At 66.0% G+C, this 22,278-nt stretch carries 19 protein-coding genes; 16 read left to right on the top strand and 3 right to left on the bottom strand.

Features of this window, described 5'->3' with window-relative positions; translation table 11 throughout:
- The first annotated feature begins 34 nt into the window (after positions 1-34).
- Complete coding sequence (locus tag FB562_RS06145) at positions 35-1,363, top strand: class II 3-deoxy-7-phosphoheptulonate synthase (RefSeq protein ID WP_246081442.1); 1,329 nt, start codon at positions 35-37, stop codon at positions 1,361-1,363.
- Between the two features lie 42 nt (positions 1,364-1,405).
- Here the strand turns inward: FB562_RS06145 and pknB are convergent, their stop codons facing one another.
- Entirely contained in the window at positions 1,406-3,337 is a 1,932-nt protein-coding gene (gene pknB / locus FB562_RS06140; RefSeq protein ID WP_141880339.1) for a Stk1 family PASTA domain-containing Ser/Thr kinase, read from the bottom strand.
- An 85-nt stretch (positions 3,338-3,422) separates the two neighbouring features.
- Positions 3,423-4,688 carry a LysM peptidoglycan-binding domain-containing protein gene (locus tag FB562_RS06135; protein WP_246081357.1) on the bottom strand — a complete coding sequence of 422 codons (1,266 nt, stop codon included), beginning with the start codon at positions 4,686-4,688 and terminating at the stop codon, positions 3,423-3,425.
- A 292-nt stretch (positions 4,689-4,980) separates the two neighbouring features.
- Between FB562_RS06135 and FB562_RS06130 the strand changes: the two genes are divergently transcribed.
- Positions 4,981-5,292, top strand: a complete 312-nt coding sequence (locus FB562_RS06130) for an Rv2175c family DNA-binding protein (RefSeq protein WP_141880338.1) — start codon at positions 4,981-4,983, stop codon at positions 5,290-5,292.
- 18 nt (positions 5,293-5,310) lie between these two features.
- Here FB562_RS06130 and FB562_RS06125 read toward each other — a convergent pair whose 3' ends face one another.
- The gene (locus FB562_RS06125) at positions 5,311-6,408 is read right to left on the bottom strand and encodes a polyprenyl synthetase family protein (RefSeq protein ID WP_141880337.1); all 1,098 of its coding nucleotides are present in this window, start codon (positions 6,406-6,408) and stop codon (positions 5,311-5,313) included.
- A gap of 80 nt (positions 6,409-6,488) precedes the next feature.
- Between FB562_RS06125 and FB562_RS06120 the strand changes: the two genes are divergently transcribed.
- From FB562_RS06120 to ftsZ, 14 genes are all read left to right on the top strand, one after another.
- The gene (locus FB562_RS06120) at positions 6,489-6,866 is read left to right on the top strand and encodes a DUF3040 domain-containing protein (RefSeq protein WP_141880336.1); all 378 of its coding nucleotides are present in this window, start codon (positions 6,489-6,491) and stop codon (positions 6,864-6,866) included.
- Between the two features lie 254 nt (positions 6,867-7,120).
- On the top strand, positions 7,121-7,552 hold the full coding sequence (gene mraZ / locus FB562_RS06115) for a division/cell wall cluster transcriptional repressor MraZ (protein ID WP_141880335.1): 432 nt from the start codon (positions 7,121-7,123) through the stop codon (positions 7,550-7,552).
- A 102-nt stretch (positions 7,553-7,654) separates the two neighbouring features.
- A complete protein-coding gene (gene rsmH, locus FB562_RS06110) occupies positions 7,655-8,620 on the top strand; it encodes a 16S rRNA (cytosine(1402)-N(4))-methyltransferase RsmH (protein ID WP_141880334.1) in 966 nt (321 codons plus the stop codon).
- Positions 8,617-9,246 (top strand): cell division protein FtsL, encoded by a 630-nt coding sequence (ftsL, locus tag FB562_RS06105; protein WP_141880333.1) that lies wholly within the window; start codon positions 8,617-8,619, stop codon positions 9,244-9,246. Before rsmH ends, ftsL begins: the two co-directional genes overlap by 4 nt.
- 73 nt (positions 9,247-9,319) lie before the next feature.
- Positions 9,320-11,071, top strand: coding sequence for a peptidoglycan D,D-transpeptidase FtsI family protein (locus tag FB562_RS06100; protein ID WP_141880332.1), 1,752 nt, complete (start codon positions 9,320-9,322; stop codon positions 11,069-11,071).
- Positions 11,072-11,097: 26 nt separating this feature from the next.
- Positions 11,098-12,636, top strand: coding sequence for a Mur ligase family protein (locus FB562_RS06095; protein WP_141880331.1), 1,539 nt, complete (start codon positions 11,098-11,100; stop codon positions 12,634-12,636).
- Complete coding sequence (locus FB562_RS06090) at positions 12,637-13,620, top strand: glutamate ligase domain-containing protein (protein WP_141880330.1); 984 nt, start codon at positions 12,637-12,639, stop codon at positions 13,618-13,620. It abuts the gene before it with no gap.
- Complete coding sequence (gene mraY / locus FB562_RS06085; protein ID WP_141880329.1) at positions 13,617-14,723, top strand: phospho-N-acetylmuramoyl-pentapeptide-transferase; 1,107 nt, start codon at positions 13,617-13,619, stop codon at positions 14,721-14,723. Before FB562_RS06090 ends, mraY begins: the two co-directional genes overlap by 4 nt.
- A gap of 12 nt (positions 14,724-14,735) precedes the next feature.
- Positions 14,736-15,794, top strand: a complete 1,059-nt coding sequence (locus FB562_RS06080) for a Mur ligase family protein (protein ID WP_141880328.1) — start codon at positions 14,736-14,738, stop codon at positions 15,792-15,794.
- Positions 15,795-15,975: 181 nt separating this feature from the next.
- On the top strand, positions 15,976-17,265 hold the full coding sequence (gene ftsW / locus FB562_RS06075) for a putative lipid II flippase FtsW (protein ID WP_141880327.1): 1,290 nt from the start codon (positions 15,976-15,978) through the stop codon (positions 17,263-17,265).
- Positions 17,262-18,338 (top strand): UDP-N-acetylglucosamine--N-acetylmuramyl-(pentapeptide) pyrophosphoryl-undecaprenol N-acetylglucosamine transferase, encoded by a 1,077-nt coding sequence (locus FB562_RS06070; RefSeq protein ID WP_141880326.1) that lies wholly within the window; start codon positions 17,262-17,264, stop codon positions 18,336-18,338. The genes ftsW and FB562_RS06070 overlap by 4 nt, the downstream gene beginning before the upstream one ends.
- A gap of 5 nt (positions 18,339-18,343) precedes the next feature.
- A complete protein-coding gene (murC, locus tag FB562_RS06065; protein ID WP_141880325.1) occupies positions 18,344-19,750 on the top strand; it encodes a UDP-N-acetylmuramate--L-alanine ligase in 1,407 nt (468 codons plus the stop codon).
- On the top strand, positions 19,747-20,874 hold the full coding sequence (locus FB562_RS06060) for an FtsQ-type POTRA domain-containing protein (protein ID WP_141880324.1): 1,128 nt from the start codon (positions 19,747-19,749) through the stop codon (positions 20,872-20,874). The genes murC and FB562_RS06060 overlap by 4 nt, the downstream gene beginning before the upstream one ends.
- A gap of 180 nt (positions 20,875-21,054) precedes the next feature.
- Entirely contained in the window at positions 21,055-22,212 is a 1,158-nt protein-coding gene (gene ftsZ, locus FB562_RS06055; protein ID WP_141880323.1) for a cell division protein FtsZ, read from the top strand.
- Positions 22,213-22,278: the final 66 nt, after the last annotated feature.

Here is a 22,278-nt window from a genome sequence, read left to right as displayed (position 1 = left end):
GTCCGCAGATCTCGTCGTACCAGCCGATCCCTCTGTGATCGCGGGCCTCGACTATTGGCGCACGCTTCCGATCAAGCAGCAGCCGCAGTGGCCGGATGCTTCGGCGGTCGAGCAGGCATCGGCCGAGATCGCGACGCTGCCTCCTCTCGTGTTCGCTGGTGAGGTCGACCAGCTGCGCGATCGTCTCGCGGCGGCGGCGGCGGGCAAGGCGTTCCTGTTGCAGGGCGGCGACTGTGCCGAGACCTTCGCGGCGGCCACGGCCGACCAGATCCGCGACCGCGTGAAGACGATCCTGCAGATGGCGGTCGTGCTGACGTACGGCGCATCGATGCCGGTTGTGAAGATGGGCCGCATGGCGGGCCAGTTCGCGAAGCCGCGCTCCAGTGACACCGAGACGCGAGGCGAGGTGACCCTTCCCGCCTACCGGGGCGACATCGTCAACGGCTACGACTTCACGCCGGAGTCCCGCACCGCCGATCCCGCGCGTCTCGTGAAGGGGTACCACACCGCTGCGTCGACGCTGAATCTCATCCGCGCGTTCACGCAGGGCGGCTTCGCCGATCTCCGCGAGGTGCACAGCTGGAACAAGGGCTTCGCCTCGAACCCGGCGAACAAGCGCTACGAGCACCTGGCCGGCGAGATCGATCGCGCCATCAAGTTCATGGAGGCGGCGGGCGCCGACTTCGAGGAGCTCAAGCGGGTCGAGTTCTACTCGAGCCATGAAGGCCTGCTCATGGACTACGAGCGGCCGATGACTCGCATCGATTCCCGCACTGGCACGCCCTACAACACCTCGGGTCATTTCCTGTGGATCGGGGAGCGCACCCGCGAGCTTGAGGGCGCGCACATCGACTTCTTCTCGCGCCTGCGTAACCCGATCGGTGTCAAGCTCGGCCCTTCGACGACCCCCGAGGTCATGGAGAGGCTCATCGACAAGCTCGACCCCGAGCGGGAGCCGGGCCGCCTCACCTTCATCACGCGGATGGGCGCGGGCAAGATCCGCGATGCGCTTCCGCCGCTGCTGGAGGCCATCAAGGGCATGGATGCGCAGCCGCTGTGGGTGACCGACCCCATGCACGGCAACGGCATCACGACACCGAACGGCTACAAGACGCGTCGCTTCGACGACGTGGTAGACGAGGTCAAGGGCTTCTTCGAGGCGCACCGCGCGGCGGGAACGCACCCGGGAGGTATGCACATCGAGCTCACGGGTGATGATGTCACCGAGTGCTTGGGTGGTTCAGAGCAGATCGACGAGGCGACTCTGGCGACCCGCTACGAGTCACTCTGCGACCCGCGGCTCAACCACATGCAGTCGCTCGAGCTCGCGTTCCTGGTGTCGGAGGAACTCAGCTCTCGCTGATGCTGTGCGGTGCCCGCCACGGGCATCCGGAGTGTCTGCGGCTCAGGAGTTGAAGTTGACCTTGATGGTCGCGCCCTTGTCGGCCATGCTGCCGCCCTCGGGCGTCGTACGCGAGACGGTGAAGAGGCTCGGTGCCATGTCGGCGAAGATGTTGTAGTCGAGTTTGAACCCTGCGGCTTCGAGCTGCGGCTTCGCCTTGGCCCAGCTCTGCCCCACGACATCGGGCACCTGTACCTGCTCGACGCCCTTCGAGATGATGAGGTCGACGGTGCCGCCGGGGGCGACGGACGTCTGTCCGGCCTGCAACTGTGCCCGGATGACGTTGCCGGCGGGAACGGTGTCGCTGTAGTCCTCGGCACCCTCAACTCCCGTCAGCTCGACTTCCTGAAGCGTGTTCTTGGCGTCGTCGACGGACCTACCCGAGACATCCGGAATGGCTCCGAGTGAGACGATGAGCGTGACGGGTTGGCCTTCGCCGTATTCGGTGAGCCCTGCGAGATCGACGTCGTCGGCGCCGAGCGCCTGCAGCACGATGCCGTCGGCGGTGTCGGCGTTGAAGAGGTACCGCGAATCGCCCAGACTGAACTGCGCCTCCTCCACGAGTCTGCGGGCTTCATCCTCCGTGACCCCCACCAGTTCGGGAATCGGCAGCGGCTGGGGCCCCTTCGAGAGAACGAGGGTGACGGATGCCCCGTGCGCGACGGCGGATCCGGCCCCCGGCTCGGTTCTCACGACCGTGCCGAGGGGCGCGTCGGGGTCGAAGTCGTCGAGCGTCGCGTCTGCGACCTGCAGGTCCTGCGCCAGCAGCGCATCCCGGGCGGCGGCGGGCTCCAGCCCGGAGACATCCGTCACGAGCACCTGCGACCCGGGCCCGGCGCCGAAGTACCAGCCGGTTCCGGCGGAGAGTGCGGTGAGCAGCAGCACGAGGACGAAGAGCCAGCTGCCCCGGGCGCGACGACGCTCGCTCTTGTGGGCCAGCGCATCCGCGTTCGCGCCCAGATCGGATGCGGCCCGCGGCAGCTTCACAGGGTTCAGCACCTGAGTGGCCCCGCCCGTGTCGTGCTGGGCGATCGCCATCGGCATGACCATGGTGCGCTGCACAGATGTGGCTGCGAGGTCGCCGTCGGAGGAGTCGAGCAGGCGCTGCGTCTCGTAGAGCTGTTCGAGCATCGCGCCGGCGTCTGCCGGGCGCTGCTCGGGGTCGCGGGCGGTCGCCCACAGCACGAGCTCGTCGAGCTCGGCGGGCACCTTCGGGTTCTTGGTGCTCGGCGTCGGCACCGTGTCGTTGGCGTGCTGCTGGGCGATCTGGAACGGCTGTTCGCCCTTGTACGGCTGCTCTCCTGCGAGCATCTCGTAGAGCATGATCCCCACGGCGTAGATGTCGCTGCGGGTGTCGGCGACCCCCCTCGTGACGAGCTCGGGGGAGAGGTAGGCGATCGTCCCGAGCAGCGCGTTGCCGGTCGCGGTGTTCGCGCTGGCGGCCCTGGCGAGCCCGAAGTCGCTGATCTTGATGCGTCCGTCGTCGGCGAGCAGTACGTTCTCGGGCTTCAGATCGCGGTGCACGATGCCGCTTCGGTGGGCTGCGGCGAGCCCCGCGAGCACGGCCTCCATGATGTCGATCGCCTGCTCGGTCGTGAGTATCTTGTGTTCGTTGAGCAGATCGCGCAGCGTTATGCCGGGCAGATATTCCATGACGAGGTACGCGGTCTCGGCGTCCTGCCCCTGGTCGTAGACATTGACGACATTCGGATGCGCGAGTCTGGCGGCCGAGCGCGCCTCCTGGATGAAGCGCATCTTGTACTGGGTGTCGTCGGCGAGGTGACCGTGCATGACCTTTATGGCGACCCGCCGTTCGAGGCGAAGATCGGTCGCGAGGTAGACCGTCGCCATTCCGCCCCGCGCGATGCGCGAACGCACCTGGTATCGGCCGTCGAGAAGACGGCCGATCAGCGGATCGGAACTCTGGTTACTCACCGTTCAAGTCTAGAGACGGGGGTGTCGGATGCCTGCCTAAAACACCGCTCGCCGGCAACTGTCCGGTAACGGTGGTCGGCGGATGTCAGCCGAGTTGCGCGAGCCACGCGCGGGCCGAGGTCTCCCACTTGGCGTAGGCATCCGGGTAGGCGGAGATCTGCACGGCCTGGGCTGCCTGCGTCACGGTCATCGACTGCCATCCGGGAATCTCGAGCAGGCCACGGGTGACGCCCTTGTTGGGGTTCTGATCGCCGCCGAAGAAGAGCCGTGCGGAGCGCTCCGGCGTGGTCAGCTGGGCCACGGTTCCCCAGCCGGCGGTGGGTCGCTGCTGGAACAGGCCGACGGAGTCGAGGTCACCCCAGCCGAGGTTGCGCAGCGTCGACTCCTGGGCGGCAGCGGCAAGGGCGATCACAAGCCCGTAGTCGCTGACTCCGAGGGAGCGGCCCACCGAGATGATGGTGCGGGCATGGCCGGCCATCTCGTTGCTGAGCGGCACCACCGTGCCCGCGCTCGCCACGACGGGTGCCGGAGCGCTCGGGATGCTGAGGCTGGCGCCGGCGTAGATCGTGCTGTCGAGGGTCATGCCGTTGGCTGCTGCGAGGGCTGCGGGGCTGACCCCGAACTCGCCTGCGATCGAGCTGAGGGTGTCGCCCGAGGCGATGGTGTGCGAGGAGCCGGGTGCCGGCGTCGACGCGGGAGGAGCGGTCGGGGCGAGGCTCGCGGGGGCCGACTGCCCGGGGATCGCAAGGGTCTGGCCGGGGTAGATGATCGAGGACCAGCCGAGCCCGTTCGCCGAGAGGACCGACGTGGCGCTCACGCCGAAACGGGCCGCGATGCCGCCGATGGTGTCGCCGCGTTCGATCGTGTAGCGGCCCGAGGAGGGGGCGGCGGTCGTGGGCGTCGCCGCCACCGGCGTGACGCTGCTCGAGAGCACGAGCTTCTGGCCGGGGTGGATGATCGACTTCCAGCCGAGGCCGTTGAGGGCGAGCACGGATGCGGTGGAGAGGCCGTAGTGTCCGGCGATGCTGCTGATGGTGTCGCCTGCGACGACAGTGTAGCTTCCCGGTGCCGCGGCCACAGCGATCTGCCCTTCGGGCAGTTCGGTGGGCGCGGTGGTGGGGGTGGCAGAGGCGAGCGCCTTGCGGATGCTGTCACGGAGCTGCGACGGTGCCGTCGCCTTGTCCTTCTCTGTCTTCTTCGCATCGTCGAGGTGGATCGGCCCCGTGAGGTTCATGGTCATGGCCAGGGAGCCAGCCAGCACGATGGGCAGCGTCGAGAATGCACCACGTGCGACCCTGCTTCGCCCGCGGGCTGCGATGTGTCGTGGCGTGCGTTCTGTTGTGTTGCTCATGCTGATCCCCGTTGTTCTGCGACGGTGCGCGTGGTCGGGCCACGATGCGTGGACCCCATACGAAACGCTGGCACAGATGTAACTCACTGTCAATCAAAGGGATCAATGTGAAACAAGTGAATATTTGATATCAAAGTGACTGATGTTACTGAAGTGACAGTTATCTACTCGCCCAGAGGAGCCGATCGCTGGGAAGAACACGCCGCGGTCCGGCCATGCCCGCGAATGTGCAGCCAGTCCACGAATTTTCTGACAGGCTTTTCCTGTGACAAGTACCTCCGAAATTCGTTGGATGACCATTCCCGAGCTCGTCGACGCCCTCGGCCTCGGCGTCAGCAAGGTTCGCAGACTCATCGAGGATCGCAGCCTGGCGGCCCGTCGCATCGATGGCGTCTGGAAGGTCCCTGAGCTCTTCATTCGCGATGGAGAGCCACTCTCCGAGCTCAAGGGCACGCTGATGGTGCTCGCGGATGCCGGCTTCGGCGATGACGAGGCGATCGATTGGCTGATCGGGCCGGAGGAGAGCCTGGGTGTTTCGCCCATCGAGGCACTCCGTGCAGGCCGTAAGGCCGAGGTTCGGCGCGTCGCGCAGGCTCTCGCCTAGCTGGAGTGATCGACGGGCCTACACGGTCCGCCGCGTCACCGATTCAGCCAGGCGGAGAAGTTGCGACTGCGCGCTGTCGGAGATGTCGACATCCTGCAGTGCCGAATGAGCGATCTCCGTGTTCGTGGCGATGATCCGCTCGACGTCGTCGACGGCACCGCTCTGACGGATGGACGATTGCAGGGTTCGGATCTGCTCTGAGTTCAGCTCCGGATCGCCGAGCAGCTCGTCGAGCAGCCGAGACGATGTGCCGGGCAGTTTTCTTCTCGCGATCGCCACGAGAACGGTGCGCTTGCCCTCGCGCAGGTCGTCGCCTGAGGGCTTGCCTGTCTGCTCCGGGTCACCGAAGACTCCCAGCAGGTCATCACGAAGTTGGAATGCGATTCCGAGGGGCAGGCCGAAGTCCCGGAGGTGCTCGACCTGGTCAAGCGATCCATTGCCGATGAGCGCGCCGATCACGAGGGGTGCCTCGACGCTGTACTTCGCCGACTTGTAGACGATGATGCGACTGGCTCGGTCGAGCACATCCGCCTCGTCCCGCGAGCGCCAGGAGTGCTCTTCGAGGATGTCGAGGTACTGCCCGAAGGTGACCTCTGTGCGCATCCGGTTGAACTCGCGGCGAGCGGCCCGTGCCGCATCTCGATTCTCCAGGCGGGAGAGCCCATCGTCGAGCAGTTCGTCGCTCCACCCCAGCAGGAGGTCGCCGAGCAGGATTGCGCTGGAACGTCCGAATGCGCTCGCGTCACCGTCCCAGCCGGATGTTCGGTGCAGCTGCTCGAAGCGCCGATGGGCAGCGGGCATGCCCCTGCGGACATCTGAGCTGTCGATGATGTCATCATGCACGAGCGCGGCTGCGTGGAAGATTTCGAGCGCCGCAGCCACTCTGACGATGCAGTCGAGCTCGGCCTGCCGCGAATCGGCCGACTGCGTCACAGCCTCCCACCCCTGGTAGCAGAACAGCGCCCTGAAGCGCTTGCCGCCCGCGAGCAGCGCCCGAGAGTACTCGATATAGGGGGAGAGTTCCGCTCCTATCTCGCCCGCCGTCACCTCATGGGCCGAGAGGAAATCATCGATTGTCTCCTGCACCAGCACAACTAACCGCTTACTCTCAGTCACGCTTCTAGCCTAGCCAGCCGGGGCAGCATACAATTGGAGGTCACCAGCCATTTTGTCGTGCTGGCCGGGAGGGAGTCATCATGCCGCTGTCAGAACGAGAACAGCGTCTCCTGGACGAGATGGAACGCAGTCTTTACCAGAACGACGCCGATTTCGTCTCAACGGTCAATCCGCGACGCGGACGACCCAACTATCGCGTTCTTGCGATCGGGGTCCTGATCGCGCTGTTGGGCATTGCCGCGATCGTCGTCGGAGTCATCGTCAAGCAGCCGATTGTCGGTGTCATCGGATTCATCGTGGTGTTCGTGGGCGCTCTGCTCGCCATCTCGCCGCCTCGCGGTTCCAAGTCGGTTCCCGAGGAGCGCATCGGCGGTTCGACGCATGCGCCTCGTGGCCCCGGCTTCATGGATCGCATGAATGACCGCTGGGAGCGACGTCAGGGTGGTGGCGGCCGCTGAGTCGTTGATCCTCATCCAGCCTTCCCTCTGAGGGATTGTGGGCCGGCCTTCGGGTCGGCCCTTTTTTCGTGCCATTTTTGGGCAGGTATTGGAGTTTTCCCTCCACTCCACTCCACCCCCGTTTCTCCCCGTAAATGTGGGGGTGTTTGGTGAACAATTCTGCGAGAACACCGTGATTTCGTTGTTTTGTGGTGGAGAGTGGAGTAAAGTGGGGGATACCTGAATCCGGGCCGGAGAGTTGAGGGGGTGACCGCGTGTTCCTTGGTACCTATGCCCCCAAGCTCGACGACAAGGGCCGCGTCATCCTGCCGGCCAAGTTCCGGTCCGAGCTCGAGAACGGCGTCGTCATCGCCCGCGGCCAGGAGCGGTGTCTCTACGTGTTCAGCACTCGCGAGTTCGAAGAGCTCGCCGACAAGATGCGTCTCGCGCCCGTCACCGGTAAGCAGGCGCGCGACTACATGCGTCTCTTCCTCTCCGGCGCCAACGCAGAGGTCCCCGATTCCCAGAACCGTGTCACCATTCCCGCAGCCCTCCGCTCCTATGCGGGTCTTGATCGTGAGCTGACCGTCATCGGCGTCGGCAACCGTGCCGAGATCTGGGACACGGCGGCGTGGGAGAGCTACTACGCCGAGCAGGAGAGCGCATTCGCCGACACGACCGAGGAGGTGATTCCGGGACTCTTCTAGTTCCTGCTGCCTGACTCCCAGCCGAGCGCCCTGCCGCACCTTCCCCGGTGACAGGTCGAATCGGATGGGGATCAGGAATCAGGAGCCATCCCGGTACATGCCATGGTCGAAGAACAGGGACTCTCCGAGATCCACACCCCCGTCATGCTCGAGCGCACGATCGAGCTGCTGGCGCCCGCACTCGAGCAGCCCGGTGCCGTGCTTGTGGATGCGACGCTCGGCATGGGCGGGCACGCCGAGGCATTTCTCACCCGATTCCCCGAGCTGGTACTCATCGGCCTCGATCGCGACCTCGATGCGCTCGCGATCGCGGGGGAGCGGCTCTCGGCTTTCGGCGACCGGGTTCGCCTCGTCCACACTGTGTACGACCGCTTTGCCGAGGCGATCGAGGGCATCGGTGTCGAGAGCGTGCAGGCGATCCTCTTCGATCTGGGTGTGTCCTCGCTTCAACTCGATCGCGTCGAGCGCGGCTTCTCCTATTCGAAGGACGCCCCGCTCGACATGCGGATGGATGCGACGTCCGAGCTGACCGCCGAGCGCATCCTCGCCGAGTACAGCGAGGCTGACCTCCGCCGCATCTTCCGCGACTATGGCGAGGAACGGCTCGCTCCCCGTTATGCGCAGCGCATCGTGCAGCGCCGCCAGGAGGAACCCATCGTGCGCTCGGCGCAGCTCGTCGAGATCATCACCGCGGCGACCCCTGTGGCCATACAGCGCAAGGGGCATCCGGCGAAGCGTGTCTTCCAGGCGCTGCGTATCGAGGTCAACCAGGAGCTTGCCGTGCTGGAGAGGGCGATCCCCGAGGCGCTCGATTCGCTCGCGGTGGGCGGTCGCATCGTCGTTCTGGCCTACCAGTCGCTCGAGGATCGTCTGGTCAAGCGTTGTCTGGCGGCCGCGTCGTCGTCATCGGCACCTGCCGGCCTGCCTGTCGAGCTTCCGGAGCATGCGCCGCAGCTGAAACTTCTGGTCCGCGGTGCGGAGCTCGCCTCTGAGGAGGAGAAGCAGCGCAATCCCCGTTCGATTCCGGTGCGCCTGAGGGCAGCAGAGAGAGTGAGGGCAGCAGTATGACGAGTAGTCTCGCCGTCAGTCTCCCGCAGCAGTCGCCGCGTCCCTCGCGTGACGAGCGCGCTCCTTACATCGAGATCGCGCCGAGTCGTTCGCAGCGTCGGGCCCGCCCCAAGCTCGCCTATGCGCTCGTCGTCGTCGGAGGGCTCTTCGCCGTTCTGGTCTCCCAGTTGCTCCTGAGCATTGCGTTGGCCGACGGGGCCTACGAGATCGCTGCCCTGCAGTCGCAGCAGAAGGAGCTGACCAGGGACGAGCAGATCGCGACCGAGAAGCTCGATGTGCTCAACTCCCCACAGAATCTTGCGGTTCGCGCTGAGTCGCTCGGCATGGTCAGCAATGACAGTGCCGTCTACCTCAGTCTCGCGACGGGTGCGGTGATGGGGCAGCCGACTGCTGCGAGCGCGGATGCGGGCAGCGTGATCGGTTCGAACGGTTCGCTTCTTGTCCAGAATTCGCTGATCAATGACATCCCCGACATGGGGGCGATCCTGGCGGCCCAGTCCGCGTCCGACACGGAGAAGGCATCCGACACCACCGCCGGCGGCATGCTGGGCGCGTCGGATGCTCAGACGGAGGGCGGTTCTGTAGCGTCGTCCCCAGATGGGATTCCGGCACCGCAGACCCGCTAGGGCATGGCGTCGTGAAGAGATCACCGCGGTGGTCACCAGGATTGAGTGAAGGGCGACAGTGAACAACCCACGGATGTCAGGGCGCAGGCTCTCCGTAGCGATCCTTGTCACGCTGGCGATCGTCTCCGTCTTCGTGGTGCGGCTGGTCGACTTCCAGGTCGTGCGGGCGGATGAGCTGAATGCGGCGTCGCTGAACAAGCGAGCCGTCGCGACCAAGACATTCGGGCTGCGTGGTTCCATCATCGACACCAATGGCGTGGATCTCGCCGCCACCGTGCTGCGATATGACGTCACCGCTGCTCCGAAGAATGTGAAGCCGAGCTTCGATCGCACGATCACGGCGGAGGACGGAACGAAGAGCAAGGTCACCGTCACGACCTTGGATGCCCTGACGGAGATCGCTGAGATCACCGGCGGAGATCCCGCAGCCCTGTACACGACGCTCATGGCCGACCCCGAGTCGAACTGGGTGCTCCTCACTAAGAATCTCGACACCGAACAGTTCCGGGCGGTGCGCGAGCTGAACATCCCGTGGGTCTTCTTCGAGTCGAAGCCGACGCGTACCTATCCGAATGGTGCTGTCGCGGGCAATCTCGTCGGATTCATCGGTAAGGACGACCCGCTCAACGGCCTCGAGTACAGCGAGAACGGTTGTCTCGACAAGGTCGATGGCACATCCACCTATGAACGCGGGCTCGACGGTGTGCGACTGCCGGGCAGCACGGTGGTCACGGAGGACGCAGTCGACGGCGGCACGCTCAAGCTCTCGATCGACAGTGACCTGCAGTGGTTCGTGGCCCAGCGTCTGGCCGAGCAGGCCACGGCCCTCGGCGCCGAGTCGGCCAACGCCATCGTGGTGCGGGTCAAGGACGCGCACATCATGGCGGCTGCTGACTGGCCGGCACTCGACCCCAATGATGTCGATGCCACGGATGTTGCGAACATGGGTTCGCATGTCTTCAACGCGGCCTACGAGCAGGGCTCGACCTTCAAGCCCATGAGCGCGGCCATGCTCATCGAGGAGGGCTACGCGTCCACGGGCACCAAGCTGACCGTTCCGGGCATCTACCAGACCCCCGAGGGAGGAGTCGTCAGGGATGCGACCGCTCACGGGCCGCTCAACCTCACCCTCGCGGGCATCCTCGAGCAGTCCTCCAACGTCGGTATCTCGATGCTCGCCACCCAGATGCCCAGCTCGCTCCGCTACGACTACTTCAAGAAGTTCGGCATCGGCGACTACACGGCGGTGGGCTTTCAGGGTGAGTCGAAGGGTCTCCTCTCGGACTACTGGGACAGCCAGCAGAAGTACGACGTCTCCTACGGGCAGGGCGTCTCGGCGACGATGGCCCAGATGGCGAGCGTCTTCCAGACGCTCGGAAATGGGGGAGTGCGGCTTCCGCTCACCCTCGTCGAGAGTTGCACGAAGGCCGACGGCACGGTCGTTCCGCGCGAGACGCCGGCGCCTGTGAACGTCGTCTCCGAGTCGACCGCGGATCAGGTGCTCGCGATGATGGAATCGGTCGCCACGGGCGGTTATCTCGCCTCGCAACTGCAGATTCCCGGCTACAGGGTCGCGGCGAAGACGGGTACGGCAGAGGTCGCGGAGAACGGCGTCTACACGAGGGAGCGCATCGTCTCCGTCGCAGGTCTGGCTCCCGCCGAGAACCCCGAATACGCAGTCATCGTCAGCTTCGTGAAGCCGACTACTATAAAGACTTCGGCCGCGGCTGCTCCGACCTTCCAGAAGGTCATGACCCAGGTACTCAAGGCGTATCGGGTGGAGCCGTCGACAGAGCCGGCCCCCAATCTGCCGACGACCTGGTGACGCAGACCCCGTAGAAAGAGGATCAATTGTCTGATCGGATTCCCCCGGTCCTCAGGCCGGAGCATCCGTCGGCGAGATCGCTGGCCGGTCTCGTCTCAGAATTCGAGCTCGAGCATCGAGGCTCCCTTGACGGCGTCGAGGTCACCGGCATTACGCTGCGATCCAACGAGGTGCAACCGGGCGATCTCTTCGTCGGCGTTCCCGGGGCCGTCGCCCATGGGGCCAGCTTCGCGGTCGATGCGCGCGAGTCGGGCGCCGTGGCACTGCTCACCGACGCCGGGGGCGCCGAGCTTGCCGCAGACAGCGGGCTTCCCGTCATCCTCGTCGACTCTCCTCGGGCGGCGCTCGGCGCCGTCTCGGCCTGGGTCTATCAGACGAACGTGCACCCCCCGCTCACGCTCGGCGTGACCGGAACGAACGGCAAGACCTCGACCTCGTACATCCTCGAGGGCATCCTGAAGCAGCTGGGTCTCGTTACCGGTCTGAGCACGACGGCGGAGCGCCACATCGGTGAGCTCTCGGTCGTCAGCAGGCTGACGACGCCTGAGGCGAGCGAGATTCACGGTCTTCTCGCGCGGATGCGCGAGAGCGAGGTGCGGGCCGTCGTGCTCGAGGTGAGCGCCCAGGCTCTGAGCCGCAACCGCGTCGACGGCATCGACTTCGACATCGTCGCATTCACCAACCTCAGCCATGACCACCTGGACGACTACGCCGACATGGAGGAGTACTTCGAGGCGAAGCTCGTGTTCTTCGACCCCGACCGGGCCCGCCGCGGCGTCGTCTCGCTCGACTCACCGTGGGGTGAGCGGATCGTGTCGGCCTCGCGCATCCCCGTCACGACGGTGACATCCGTCGAGGGTGCGGATGCGGAGTGGCGCGTCGAAATCCTTGACGAGACCGCCGCGTACACCTCGTTCAGGCTGACAGGCCCAGAGAACCGGTCCATCGAGACGAGCGTTCCGCTCATCGGTCGACACATGGCGGCGAATGCGGCCGTCGCGATCGTGATGCTGGTCGAGGCGGGCTTCGAGCTCGAGGCGATCGGCCACGCCATCCAGGGTGGCATCGACGCATATCTTCCGGGTCGCACCGAACGGGTCTCAGGAGACCGCGGCCCCGCAGTGTTCGTTGACTTCGGTCACAGCCCGGATGCCTTCCTCAACACCCTCACGGCCGTGCGCACCTTCACGACGGGCCGTGTGATCATGCTGTTCGGCGCGGATGGCGACCGGGATGCGACGAAGCGGCACGAGATGGGGAGGGTCGCGTCGGAACATTCCGACATCCTCGTCATCACCGACCACCACCCGCGTTTCGAGGATCCTGCATCGATCCGCCGCACCCTCATCGAGGGTGCGGCTCTGGCCGAGCATCAGGCGGAGCTGCACGAGGTGAGTCCCCCTGAGGATGCGATCCGCTTCACGGTGTCTCTGGCCCAAGAGGGCGACTCGATCCTCTGGGCGGGTCCCGGGCATCAGGACTATCGCGATATCCGCGGCGTCCGCACGCCGTATTCGGCGCGTGCGCTCGCCCGCGATGCCCTCCGCGATGCGGGTTGGGCCTAGATGGGCGCAGAAGTGCCCGCCGCAGTGACGACAGTGGGCATGGTCGGGCGCGCCAGCACGAACAGGATGCTGCACGCCGCAGGAGTGCTTCCGGCGGTTGGGCCGGGCGGTCTGCTCGTGCTGCTCGCACGCGGTCGCACCCGTGACGATGCCGTCTCTTCGCAGTCCTGGAGCGAGGCGCTGTCCGGCCTCGACTCTTCGTCCGTGGCCGTCGTGACCGCTGACGAGCCGCGCCTCGTCGACCTGGCCAGCGCATCCGGAGCCAGAGTCGTGACCTTCGGCTTCTCGGAGCTTGCGGATGTCAGGGCCACCGACATCGAATCGAGTTCGCAGGGCACGTTGTTCAGCGCGGTGCTTGCGGGATCCTCGCACAGGGTACGTCTCGCGCTTCTCGGCGAACATCTCGTCACATCGGCGATTGCGAGTCTCGCGGCCGCGCACGCCCTGGGTGTGCCGCTCGGAGACGCCATCGAGGGGCTGGAGGCGCTCGACGCCACAGGAACGGCGACCATGGAGCCACTGCGCAGGCCCGACGGTTTGCTCGTCATCGATGATGCTGCTTCAGCGACCGCCGCATCGACAGCGGCCGCGCTGAAGACGCTCGCCGTGATCGGGATGGAGGGGCGGCGCACCGTCGCCGTGCTCGGAGAACTCGACGGCGACGGGGCGGCTTCGAGTGTCGAGGAGGAAGACGAACTGAATCGCGAACTCCACGACAGGATCGGTCGACTGGTGGTGCGCCTCAACGTCAAGAAGCTCGTCGTCGTGGGTCACGATGCTCGACACATTCACAATGCTGCAGGGCTCGAAGGTTCATGGGACGGAGAGTCGATCCTCGTGAACGGCCCGGAGCAGGCATACGATCTTCTCCGTGACGAGTTGGACGCGGGAGATGTCGTGCTGGTGAAGTCGTCGCGTGACGGCGGACTCCAGGGGCTTGCGGCCCGGCTGGCGTCCGGGCCTGTCCAGGGAGTCGCCTCGTGATCGCGCTCCTCGTCGCCGGCGGCGTCTCGATGTTCTTCTCGCTGTTCCTGACCCCGGTCTTCGCCAACGCCTTCCGGCGGATGAATCTCGGCCAGTTCGTCCGAGCCGACACACCGACAACGCATGTGGTCAAGCGCGGAACGCCGTCGATGGGCGGCGTGGTGTTCATCATCGCCGCGGTGATCGGCTATTTCGTCGGCAAGCTGCTCAGTCAGGAGGCACCCTCGGTATCGGCGCTGCTCGTCATCTTCATGATGGTGGGCCTCGGCGGTGTCGGCTTCATCGACGACTACATGAAGGTCAGCCGGCAGAACAGCCTCGGGCTGAGCGGGCCGGGCAAGATCATCGGCACCATCATCGTCTCGATCGCCTTCTCGCTCATCGCACTGCTGTACACGGACGAGAACGGGGTCTCGCCGGCATCGACGGCGATCTCCTTCGCCCGCGATCTGTCGTTCCTCGATCTCACCGCGATCTTCGGGGCCGGCGTCGGCATCGTGCTCGTGATCATCTGGATATCCTTCCTGACCACAGCGGTCTCCAACGCGGTCAACCTCACAGACGGTCTCGACGGTCTCGCGGCCGGCTCGTCGATCTTCGCGATCGGCTCCTATGTGATCATCGGCTTCTGGCAGCAGAACCAGTGGTGCCAGAACCCGGCGCTCGACCCGGATGTCGCGTACAAGTGCTACGACATGTCGAGCCCGCTCGAACTCGCGGTCATCGCGGCCGCGATCGTGGGCGCGCTCATCGGCTTCCTCTGGTGGAACACCTCGCCCGCCCAGATCATGATGGGCGACACCGGCTCCTTCGGCCTCGGCGGCGCACTCGCAGCGCTGGCCATCCTCTCGCGCACCGAGCTGTTGCTGGTCTTCATCGGTGGCCTCTTCGTGGTTGTCACCAGCCAGGTGATCATCCAGCGAATCTACTTCAAGGCGACGAAGGGCAGGCGGATCTGGAAGGCCAGCCCACTCCACCACCACTTCGAGATGCAGGGCTGGGCCGAGGTGACCATCGTGGTGCGCTTCTGGCTCATCGCGGGGCTCTTCGTGGCATCCGGCGTATTCCTCTTCTACATCGAATGGCTGACCCACACGCCATGATGAGGAGCATCGATGGCTGAGGCGGGCGGCATGGAATCTCGTGTCGAATCGCTGCGCAGCTGGCATGACGATTGGCGCGGGCTGCGCGTCGCGGTGCTCGGTCTGGGGGTCACGGGATTCTCCGTCGCCGACACGCTGGTCGAGCTCGGGGCAGAGGTCCTCGTGTTCTCGCCGTCGCACGACGCCCGCCGGGCCGAACTGCTGCAGGTGATCGGGGCACGCCTCATCGACCGGGTATTCGACGACGCGAGTGCTGACGAGTTGTTCGACTTCGAGCCCGAGCTCGTGGTGGCCTCCCCGGGCTTCTCGCCGCAGCATCCACTGATCCGTCACGTCGAGGAGGCGGGCATCCCGCTCTGGGGCGACATCGAGCTGGCCTGGCGGTTGCGAGACAAGGTGGGCAAGCCCGCCGACTGGCTCCTTGTCACGGGTGCGGGCGGCGCAGCGGAGACAACGCTTCTGGCCGAGGCGATGCTCCTCGAGGGTGGCCTGCGCACGCTCGCGTGCGGCAATCTGGGCATCCCCGTTCTCGACGCCATCCGTGACCCCGTCGGTTGGGATGTGCTCACCATCGAGCTGTCGAGCGCGCAACTGCACTACACACGCTCGTTGTCGGCCTGGTCGAGCCTGTGCATCGAGGCGGGCAGTGGGCCTGTCGACTGGCACGGCAGCCGTGGCGAGTATCTCGCTGCCACAGCACGCGTCTACGAGAACAGCAGGGTGGCCTGCATCTACAACCGCTCGGACGCCGACACACTTGCCATGGTGGAGGGCGCGAACGTGGTCGAGGGGTGCCGGGCCATCGGTTTCGATCTCGGCACGCCCGGACCGAGCGATCTGGGGCTCGTCGACGGGATCCTCGTCGACCGCGCGTTCCACGATGATCGGCTTGCGAGCGCGATCGAGTTGACGACGGTCGAGAAGCTCACCGAATCGGGTCTCGGCGATCGAGGTTCTGTCGTGAACGTGCTGGCAGCATCCGCCCTCGTCCGTTCCTACGGTGTGCCGGTGGTGGCAGTCCACGGTGCGCTCTCAAGCATCCGGGGTGGCAGGCCGACCTTCGAAGGCTGAGCGTTCGCAGAGGGTCTGGGTGGCGATCGGCGACACGCGTCGTGCCTCACGCCGATCGCTGATCGCGCAACCGACACTAGTCAGGTGGGTTCGGCGAGCACTGCCGAAAGCTGCACCGGGGCGGATGCCGCCGTTCCGGGGTGCCGGTCGAAAACCGGAAGATGTTGGGGAGGAGAGGCCGATGACTGCGAGTCCGCCACGCCGCCCGATTCCCGGCGGCCATGACAGACGTGGCCCGCAGGGTCATCCGGCTCCGGAGCGTGGCGACGCGGCTTCCTCTGGCCGTTCCGGTGCCGCCGCGGTGATTGCGGTGCGCAGGCTCTTCGGGGCGGAGACGGGCAACTACTTCCTGCTCCTGGGTACGACCCTGTTCCTCGTCGCGCTCGGCCTCGTCATGGTTCTGTCGTCGTCCTCGGTGACGTCCTACACAGAGTCGGGCGGCTTCTTCGGCAGCTTCAGCCGCCAGGCCCTGTTCGCAGCCATAGGCCTCCCGTTGATGCTTCTGGCTTCGCGCGCTCGCGCGGCGTTCTGGAAGCGATGGGCCGGGATCGCCGTCGTCGGTGCCGTCGCCCTCCAGTTCCTCACCGTGGCCACCCCGCTGGGCGTCAACGTCAACGGAAACCGAAACTGGATCGCCATCGGCTCCATCCAGTTCCAGCCCTCCGAGCTGGTCAAGCTCGCCCTGGTCATCTGGCTGGCACTGATCCTCTCGCGCAAGCAGGGTGTTCTCGGCGACTGGCGAGAACTCGCGATCCCGATCGCCCCGGTGACCATCGTCGCTGTGGGCCTCGTCATGGCCGGGGGTGACCTCGGAACCGTCGTCATCCTTGCGGGCATGATCCTCGGAACGCTGTTCTTCGCCGGCGCGAAGCTCACCCATCTGGCACTCACGATCGCGGTCGGTGCGGTCGGTGCCGTGTTACTGGCCTTCGGCACCCTCTCCAGACAGGACCGGATCGCCACCTGGCAGGCCGGATGCGGAACGAGCGACGACCAGCTCGGGTACTGCTGGCAGACGCTTCACGGGTGGTGGGCGCTGGCATCCGGCGGCGTCTTCGGTGAGGGGCTCGGCAACTCGAAGGCCAAGTGGAACTGGCTTCCCGAGGCAGACAATGACTTCATCTTCGCCATCATCGGCGAGGAGCTCGGACTGATCGGTGCGTTGCTCGTGCTGGTGCTCTTCATCATCATGGTGATCGCATTTGTCCGCATCATTCGGGCAAATCCGGACCCGTTCGCCAAGATCGCGACGAGCGCAGTCATGGTCTGGCTCGCAGGACAGGCCTTCGTGAACATCGCGGTGGTGTTGGGGGTGTTGCCGGTGCTGGGCGTTCCGTTGCCGCTGATCTCGTCTGGTGGCACGGCGCTCATCAGCAGCATGATCGCCATCGGTGTTGTCCTCTCCTTCGCGCGCAAGCCTGTGCCACGACCGGCGGCTCGCGCCGACGCACACGGTCGGGTCGACTCGTGACGAGGTATCTTCTGGCCGGTGGGGGGACCGCTGGTCATGTGAACCCCCTGCTCGCGATGGCCGACAGGCTCCGCGAGCGTGAGCCGGAGTCCGAGATCATCGTGCTGGGCACGGCGGAGGGACTTGAGGCACGGCTGGTGCCGCAGCGCGGCTATGAGCTCGTCGTGGTGCCGAAGGTGCCGTTTCCTCGTCGTCCGGGTCGCGCGATGCTGACATTCCCGGGCAGGTTCCGAGCCATGGTCGGCTCGATCGTGCAGACGCTCGAGGAGCGTGAGGTTGATGTCGTGGTCGGGGTCGGAGGCTATGTCGCGGCACCCGCCTATCTGGCTGCCCGACGTGCCCGTCTCCCCATGGTCGTGCACGAGGCGAATGCCCGGCCCGGCATGGCCAATCGGTTCGGCAGCATGCTCACCCGTTTCGTCGGTGTCGCGTTCCCCGGAACAAGGCTGCGGCACGCCCGGCTGGTGGGGATGCCCCTGCGTCGTGAGATCGAGGAGCTCGACAGGCATGCGTCCCGCGCGGAGGCGATCGAGTTCTTCGGCCTCGATGCTGCACGTCAGACCCTTCTTGTGACCGGCGGCTCGCTCGGCGCGAAGCGCATCAACGACACGGTCTTGGCCTCCGCAGCGGGCGTGATCGGTGCGGGATGGCAGCTGCTTCACATCACGGGGGAGCGCGGCGACCTGCGGGGCCAGACCCTGAAGCATCATCATGCGATCGATTACTGCGACAGGATGGACCTGGCTCTCGCCGTGGCCGATCTCGCGGTGTCGCGGGCGGGTTCCGCGACGGTCAGCGAGTTGACGGCCCTGCGCATCCCGGCCGTCTATGTTCCTCTGGCCATCGGTAACGGCGAGCAGCGGCTCAACGCTCGGCAGGCGGTGGAGTCGGGTGCGGCCCGTCTCGTCGACAACGCCGTCTTCACTCCCGAATGGGTTGGAACATCCCTGGTCCCGCTACTGCAGGATCGTCGGGCACTGAGCGAGATGGCGGGTGCTGCGGCGTCGATCGGCATGCGTGACGGAACCGATCGTATGGTGGGGCTGATCCACGAGGCAGTCAGGATAAGTTAGGCACGATGATCAAGTCGGATTTCTCCCAGCAGGTTCCAGACGAGCTGGGTTCCGTGCACTTCGTCGGCATCGGCGGTGCCGGGATGAGCGGCATCGCGGCCCTGTTCGTTGATGCGGGCATTCCCGTGACGGGCTCGGACGCCCGCGAAGGGGCCACCGTCGAGGCGTTGCGGGCGAAGGGTGTGTCGGTCGCGATCGGCCATGACGCGGCGAACATCGGCGCTGCAGACACCCTCGTGGTGACGGGGGCGATCTCTGAGGACAATCCCGAGTATCGCGCGGCGCGCGACCGGGGCACACCGATCATCCACAGGGCGCAGGCCCTCGCCTGGTTGACCCGGCAGGACAGACTCGTGGCGGTTGCAGGCGCGCATGGCAAGACGACGTCGACGGCGATGATCGTGACGGCGCTGAAGGCGCTCGGCGCCGACCCGAGTTTCGTGAACGGCGGTGTCATCCGCTCGCTCGGGGTGAGCGCGGCGTATGGCTCGGGCGAGGTCTTCGTGGTGGAGGCGGATGAGTCCGACGGCTCCTTCCTGCTCTACGACACCTCCGTCGTGTTGGTGACCAATGTCGACCCCGATCACCTCGATCATTACGGCTCGCGGGAGGCCTTCGAAGAGGCCTTCATCTCTTTTGCGGATGCCGCAGACGAGCTGGTCGTGATCTCCTCCGACGATCCCGGGGCCGTCGACATCACGAGCCGTCTCTCGGCGCGGAGGGTGCTCACCTTCGGCACGGATGCTTCCGCGGATGTGCGCCTCCATTCGGTCGAGTCGGGTGCGACGGTCTCCTTCACACTCTCGTGGGAGGGGTTCGACCACGCCGTCGAGATGAAGGTCGCGGGGATGCACAATGCGATCAATGCGGCCGGTGCTTTCGCCGTGCTCGTCGGCCTCGGCTTCGACCCGCGTCGTTCGCTCGACGCCATCGCGGGTTTCGAGGGAGCGGAGCGTCGTTTCGAGTTCCGCGGCGAGGTGCGCGGGGTTCGCGTGTTCGATGACTTCGCGCATCACCCGACAGAGGTCGAGGCGGCGCTTTCTGGCGCCCGTGGCGTCGCGGCGGGCGGCAGGGTCATCCCGATCTTCCAGCCGCATCTCTTCACCCGCACGCGCGACATGGCGGGAGAGTTCGCGCAGGCGTTCGAGCGTCTCGCCGACCATACGGTGATCGTGCCGATCTACGGCGCGCGTCAGGATCCGCTGCCCGGTGTGACCGGTGCCCTGATCGCGGAGCAGTTCGGAGATCCGGATGTTGTGCGCTATTTCGATGGCTGGCAGCAGGCCGCGGAGTATGCGGCGTCGATCGCCCGCGAGGGTGATCTGCTCGTGCCCATGGGCGGCGGCGACATCCACCTGATCATCCCGCAGTTGCTCGCTGCTCTCGATTCTGTGGGACGTGACAGTGCATGAAGCGTCCTGAGGGGTTCGACCGCAGGGCGACGCCCACGGGTGCCGGCCTCCCGGATGATGCAGTGGGTGGAAAGCCTGTCGAGGGGACTCCCACGAAGCGCAGGAGGCCGCTGCAGGGCATCGGTGCGCGACTGAGGCGATCGGATGCCGCCAAGGACGCGTCGACGCCGTCGAAGGTGAAGCGCTCCCGCCGTCCGGTGGCCGACGATGTCGACACCGACAGCATCCCGGTGATCGGGGCACCGCCTTCTGCCGCCTCGCCCGCCGGCGCTCGTGCATCCGGAGACCCCGTCCCTGGCGCGAGTGATCGTGGGGGAGCGAAGGCTGCAGCCTCGGAGAAGAGCACGCTTCGGGCGGCACAGCGTCAGGCCCGCCGTGCAGCTCATGAGCGGCGCCGCTTCGAGAAGCTCGAGGTCAGGCGTTTCACCCGTCGCTCGCGCCACCGCCGCCTCGCATGGCTGTCGGCGCTCGTGGTCACGGCCCTGCTGGGGGGACTCATCGCGGTGGCCGTCTATTCGCCGCTGCTCGCGCTGGAGGAGATCGAGATCACGGGAACCTCCCGTATCAGCCCGGACGAGGTGCACGCCGCCGTCGACGGGCAGCTCGGCACACCCCTCGCGCTGCTCGACTACGGTGCGTTGACGGATGAGTTGTCGGCGTTTCCGCTCATCCGCAGCTATGTCACCGAGGCGGTTCCTCCTCACACCCTGATCATTCACATCGCAGAGCGCCAGCCGATGGCGTCGCTCATGACGGCATCCGGCTATTCCCTTGTGGATCCGGCGGGTGTGGAGATCGAGCTGTCGGAGACCCGGCCGGCGGGCGTGCCGCTGCTCGAGCTGGCTGATCCGGATGCGAAGGGCGCTGCATTCGAGTCGGTCGTGTCGGTGCTGCTGGCGCTTCCTGAGCCGCTGCTTGCACGGGTCGACCGGGTGACGGCGTCGACGATGGACGATGTGACGCTCGTGTTCGGCGGCGTCGGTCAGCGGGTCGTGTGGGGGAGTGTGGATCGCACGCCGCTCAAGGCGCGTGTGCTCGAGAAGCTGGTGGCGCTGCAGGATCCGAATGCGCTGGTCGAATATGACGTCACGGCGCCGTTGAGCGCTGTCGTCCGCCCCGGCTGATTCGGGGCATTCGGGCCGAGTTCAGGGCCCTGCGACTGTTAATCGGCTCCGAGTTCGCGACACGCGGGTACGCCTGAGTCCCGCAGGGCCGGAGCCCGCCTACTTTCGAGTCAGGAAATACATACTGAGCATAACTTTAAGCTTCTAGTAGAGGTTGAAAGTTCCCAGCGGAGGCCGGACGTGTCAACAAATCAGAACTACCTCGCCGTGATCAAGGTCGTCGGCATCGGTGGCGGCGGAGTCAACGCCGTCAACCGCATGATCGAGCTCGGACTTCGCGGGGTCGAGTTCATCGCCATCAACACGGATGCCCAGGCCCTGCTCATGAGCGACGCCGACGTCAAGCTCGACGTCGGCCGTGAGATCACCCGCGGCCTCGGCGCAGGAGCCGACCCCGAGGTCGGCCGTCGCGCCGCCGAAGACCACGCGGACGAGATCGAGGAGGCCCTCGCCGGCGCAGACATGGTCTTCGTCACCGCGGGTGAGGGAGGCGGCACCGGAACGGGTGGTGCGCCCGTGGTCGCACGCATCGCCAAGTCGATCGGCGCTCTGACGATCGGCGTCGTCACGCGGCCCTTCGGATTCGAGGGCAAGCGTCGCGCAGCTCAGGCCGAGGTCGGTATCTCCGCCCTCAAGACCGAGGTCGACACGCTCATCGTCGTGCCCAACGACCGCCTGCTCGAGATCAGCGACCGCGGCATCAGCTTCCTCGAGGCCTTCGCCACGGCAGACCAGGTCCTCCTCGCCGGTGTGCAGGGCATCACCGATCTCATCACCACGCCCGGCCTCATCAACCTCGACTTCGCCGACGTCAAGTCCGTCATGCAGGGCGCCGGCTCCGCGCTCATGGGCATCGGCTCGTCCCGGGGTGCCGATCGTGCGATCAAGGCGGCCGAGCTGGCTGTCGCGTCGCCGCTCCTCGAGGCGAGCATCGACGGCGCGCATGGCGTGCTGCTCTCCATCCAGGGTGGCTCGAACCTCGGCATCTTCGAGATCAACGACGCGGCCAGGCTCGTGCAGGAGGCTGTGCACCCCGAGGCGAACATCATCTTCGGTGCCGTTATCGATGACACGCTCGGCGACGAGGTGCGGGTCACCGTCATCGCCGCCGGATTCGACGGAGGGGAGCCTGTCATCAAGAAGCAGGGCCACCGTTCGAACTACATCGATCCCGCGAGCGGCGAGGCGCTTCCGGCCGACGCGTCCGCGGCGACCACCTCGCAGGGCGCCGAGAGCGCGCCCGCATGGTCGGCTGAGCCCGAGCTGCCCCAGGCACCTGCAGACCCGGTGTTCGATGACGCTGAAGAGGGTCTCGACATCCCGGACTTCCTCAAGTAGCGGCCGCAACACACCTTCGACTCGCCCCCGGCAATGACCGGATTCGGGCGGCATCCGGGTTAATCT

This window comes from Homoserinimonas aerilata, from assembly GCF_006716125.1.
Classification (GTDB): Bacteria; Actinomycetota; Actinomycetes; order Actinomycetales; family Microbacteriaceae; genus Homoserinimonas; species Homoserinimonas aerilata.
The sequence above is the reverse complement of the archived record's forward strand: the minus strand, read 5'-3'. Positions and strand labels throughout refer to the sequence as shown.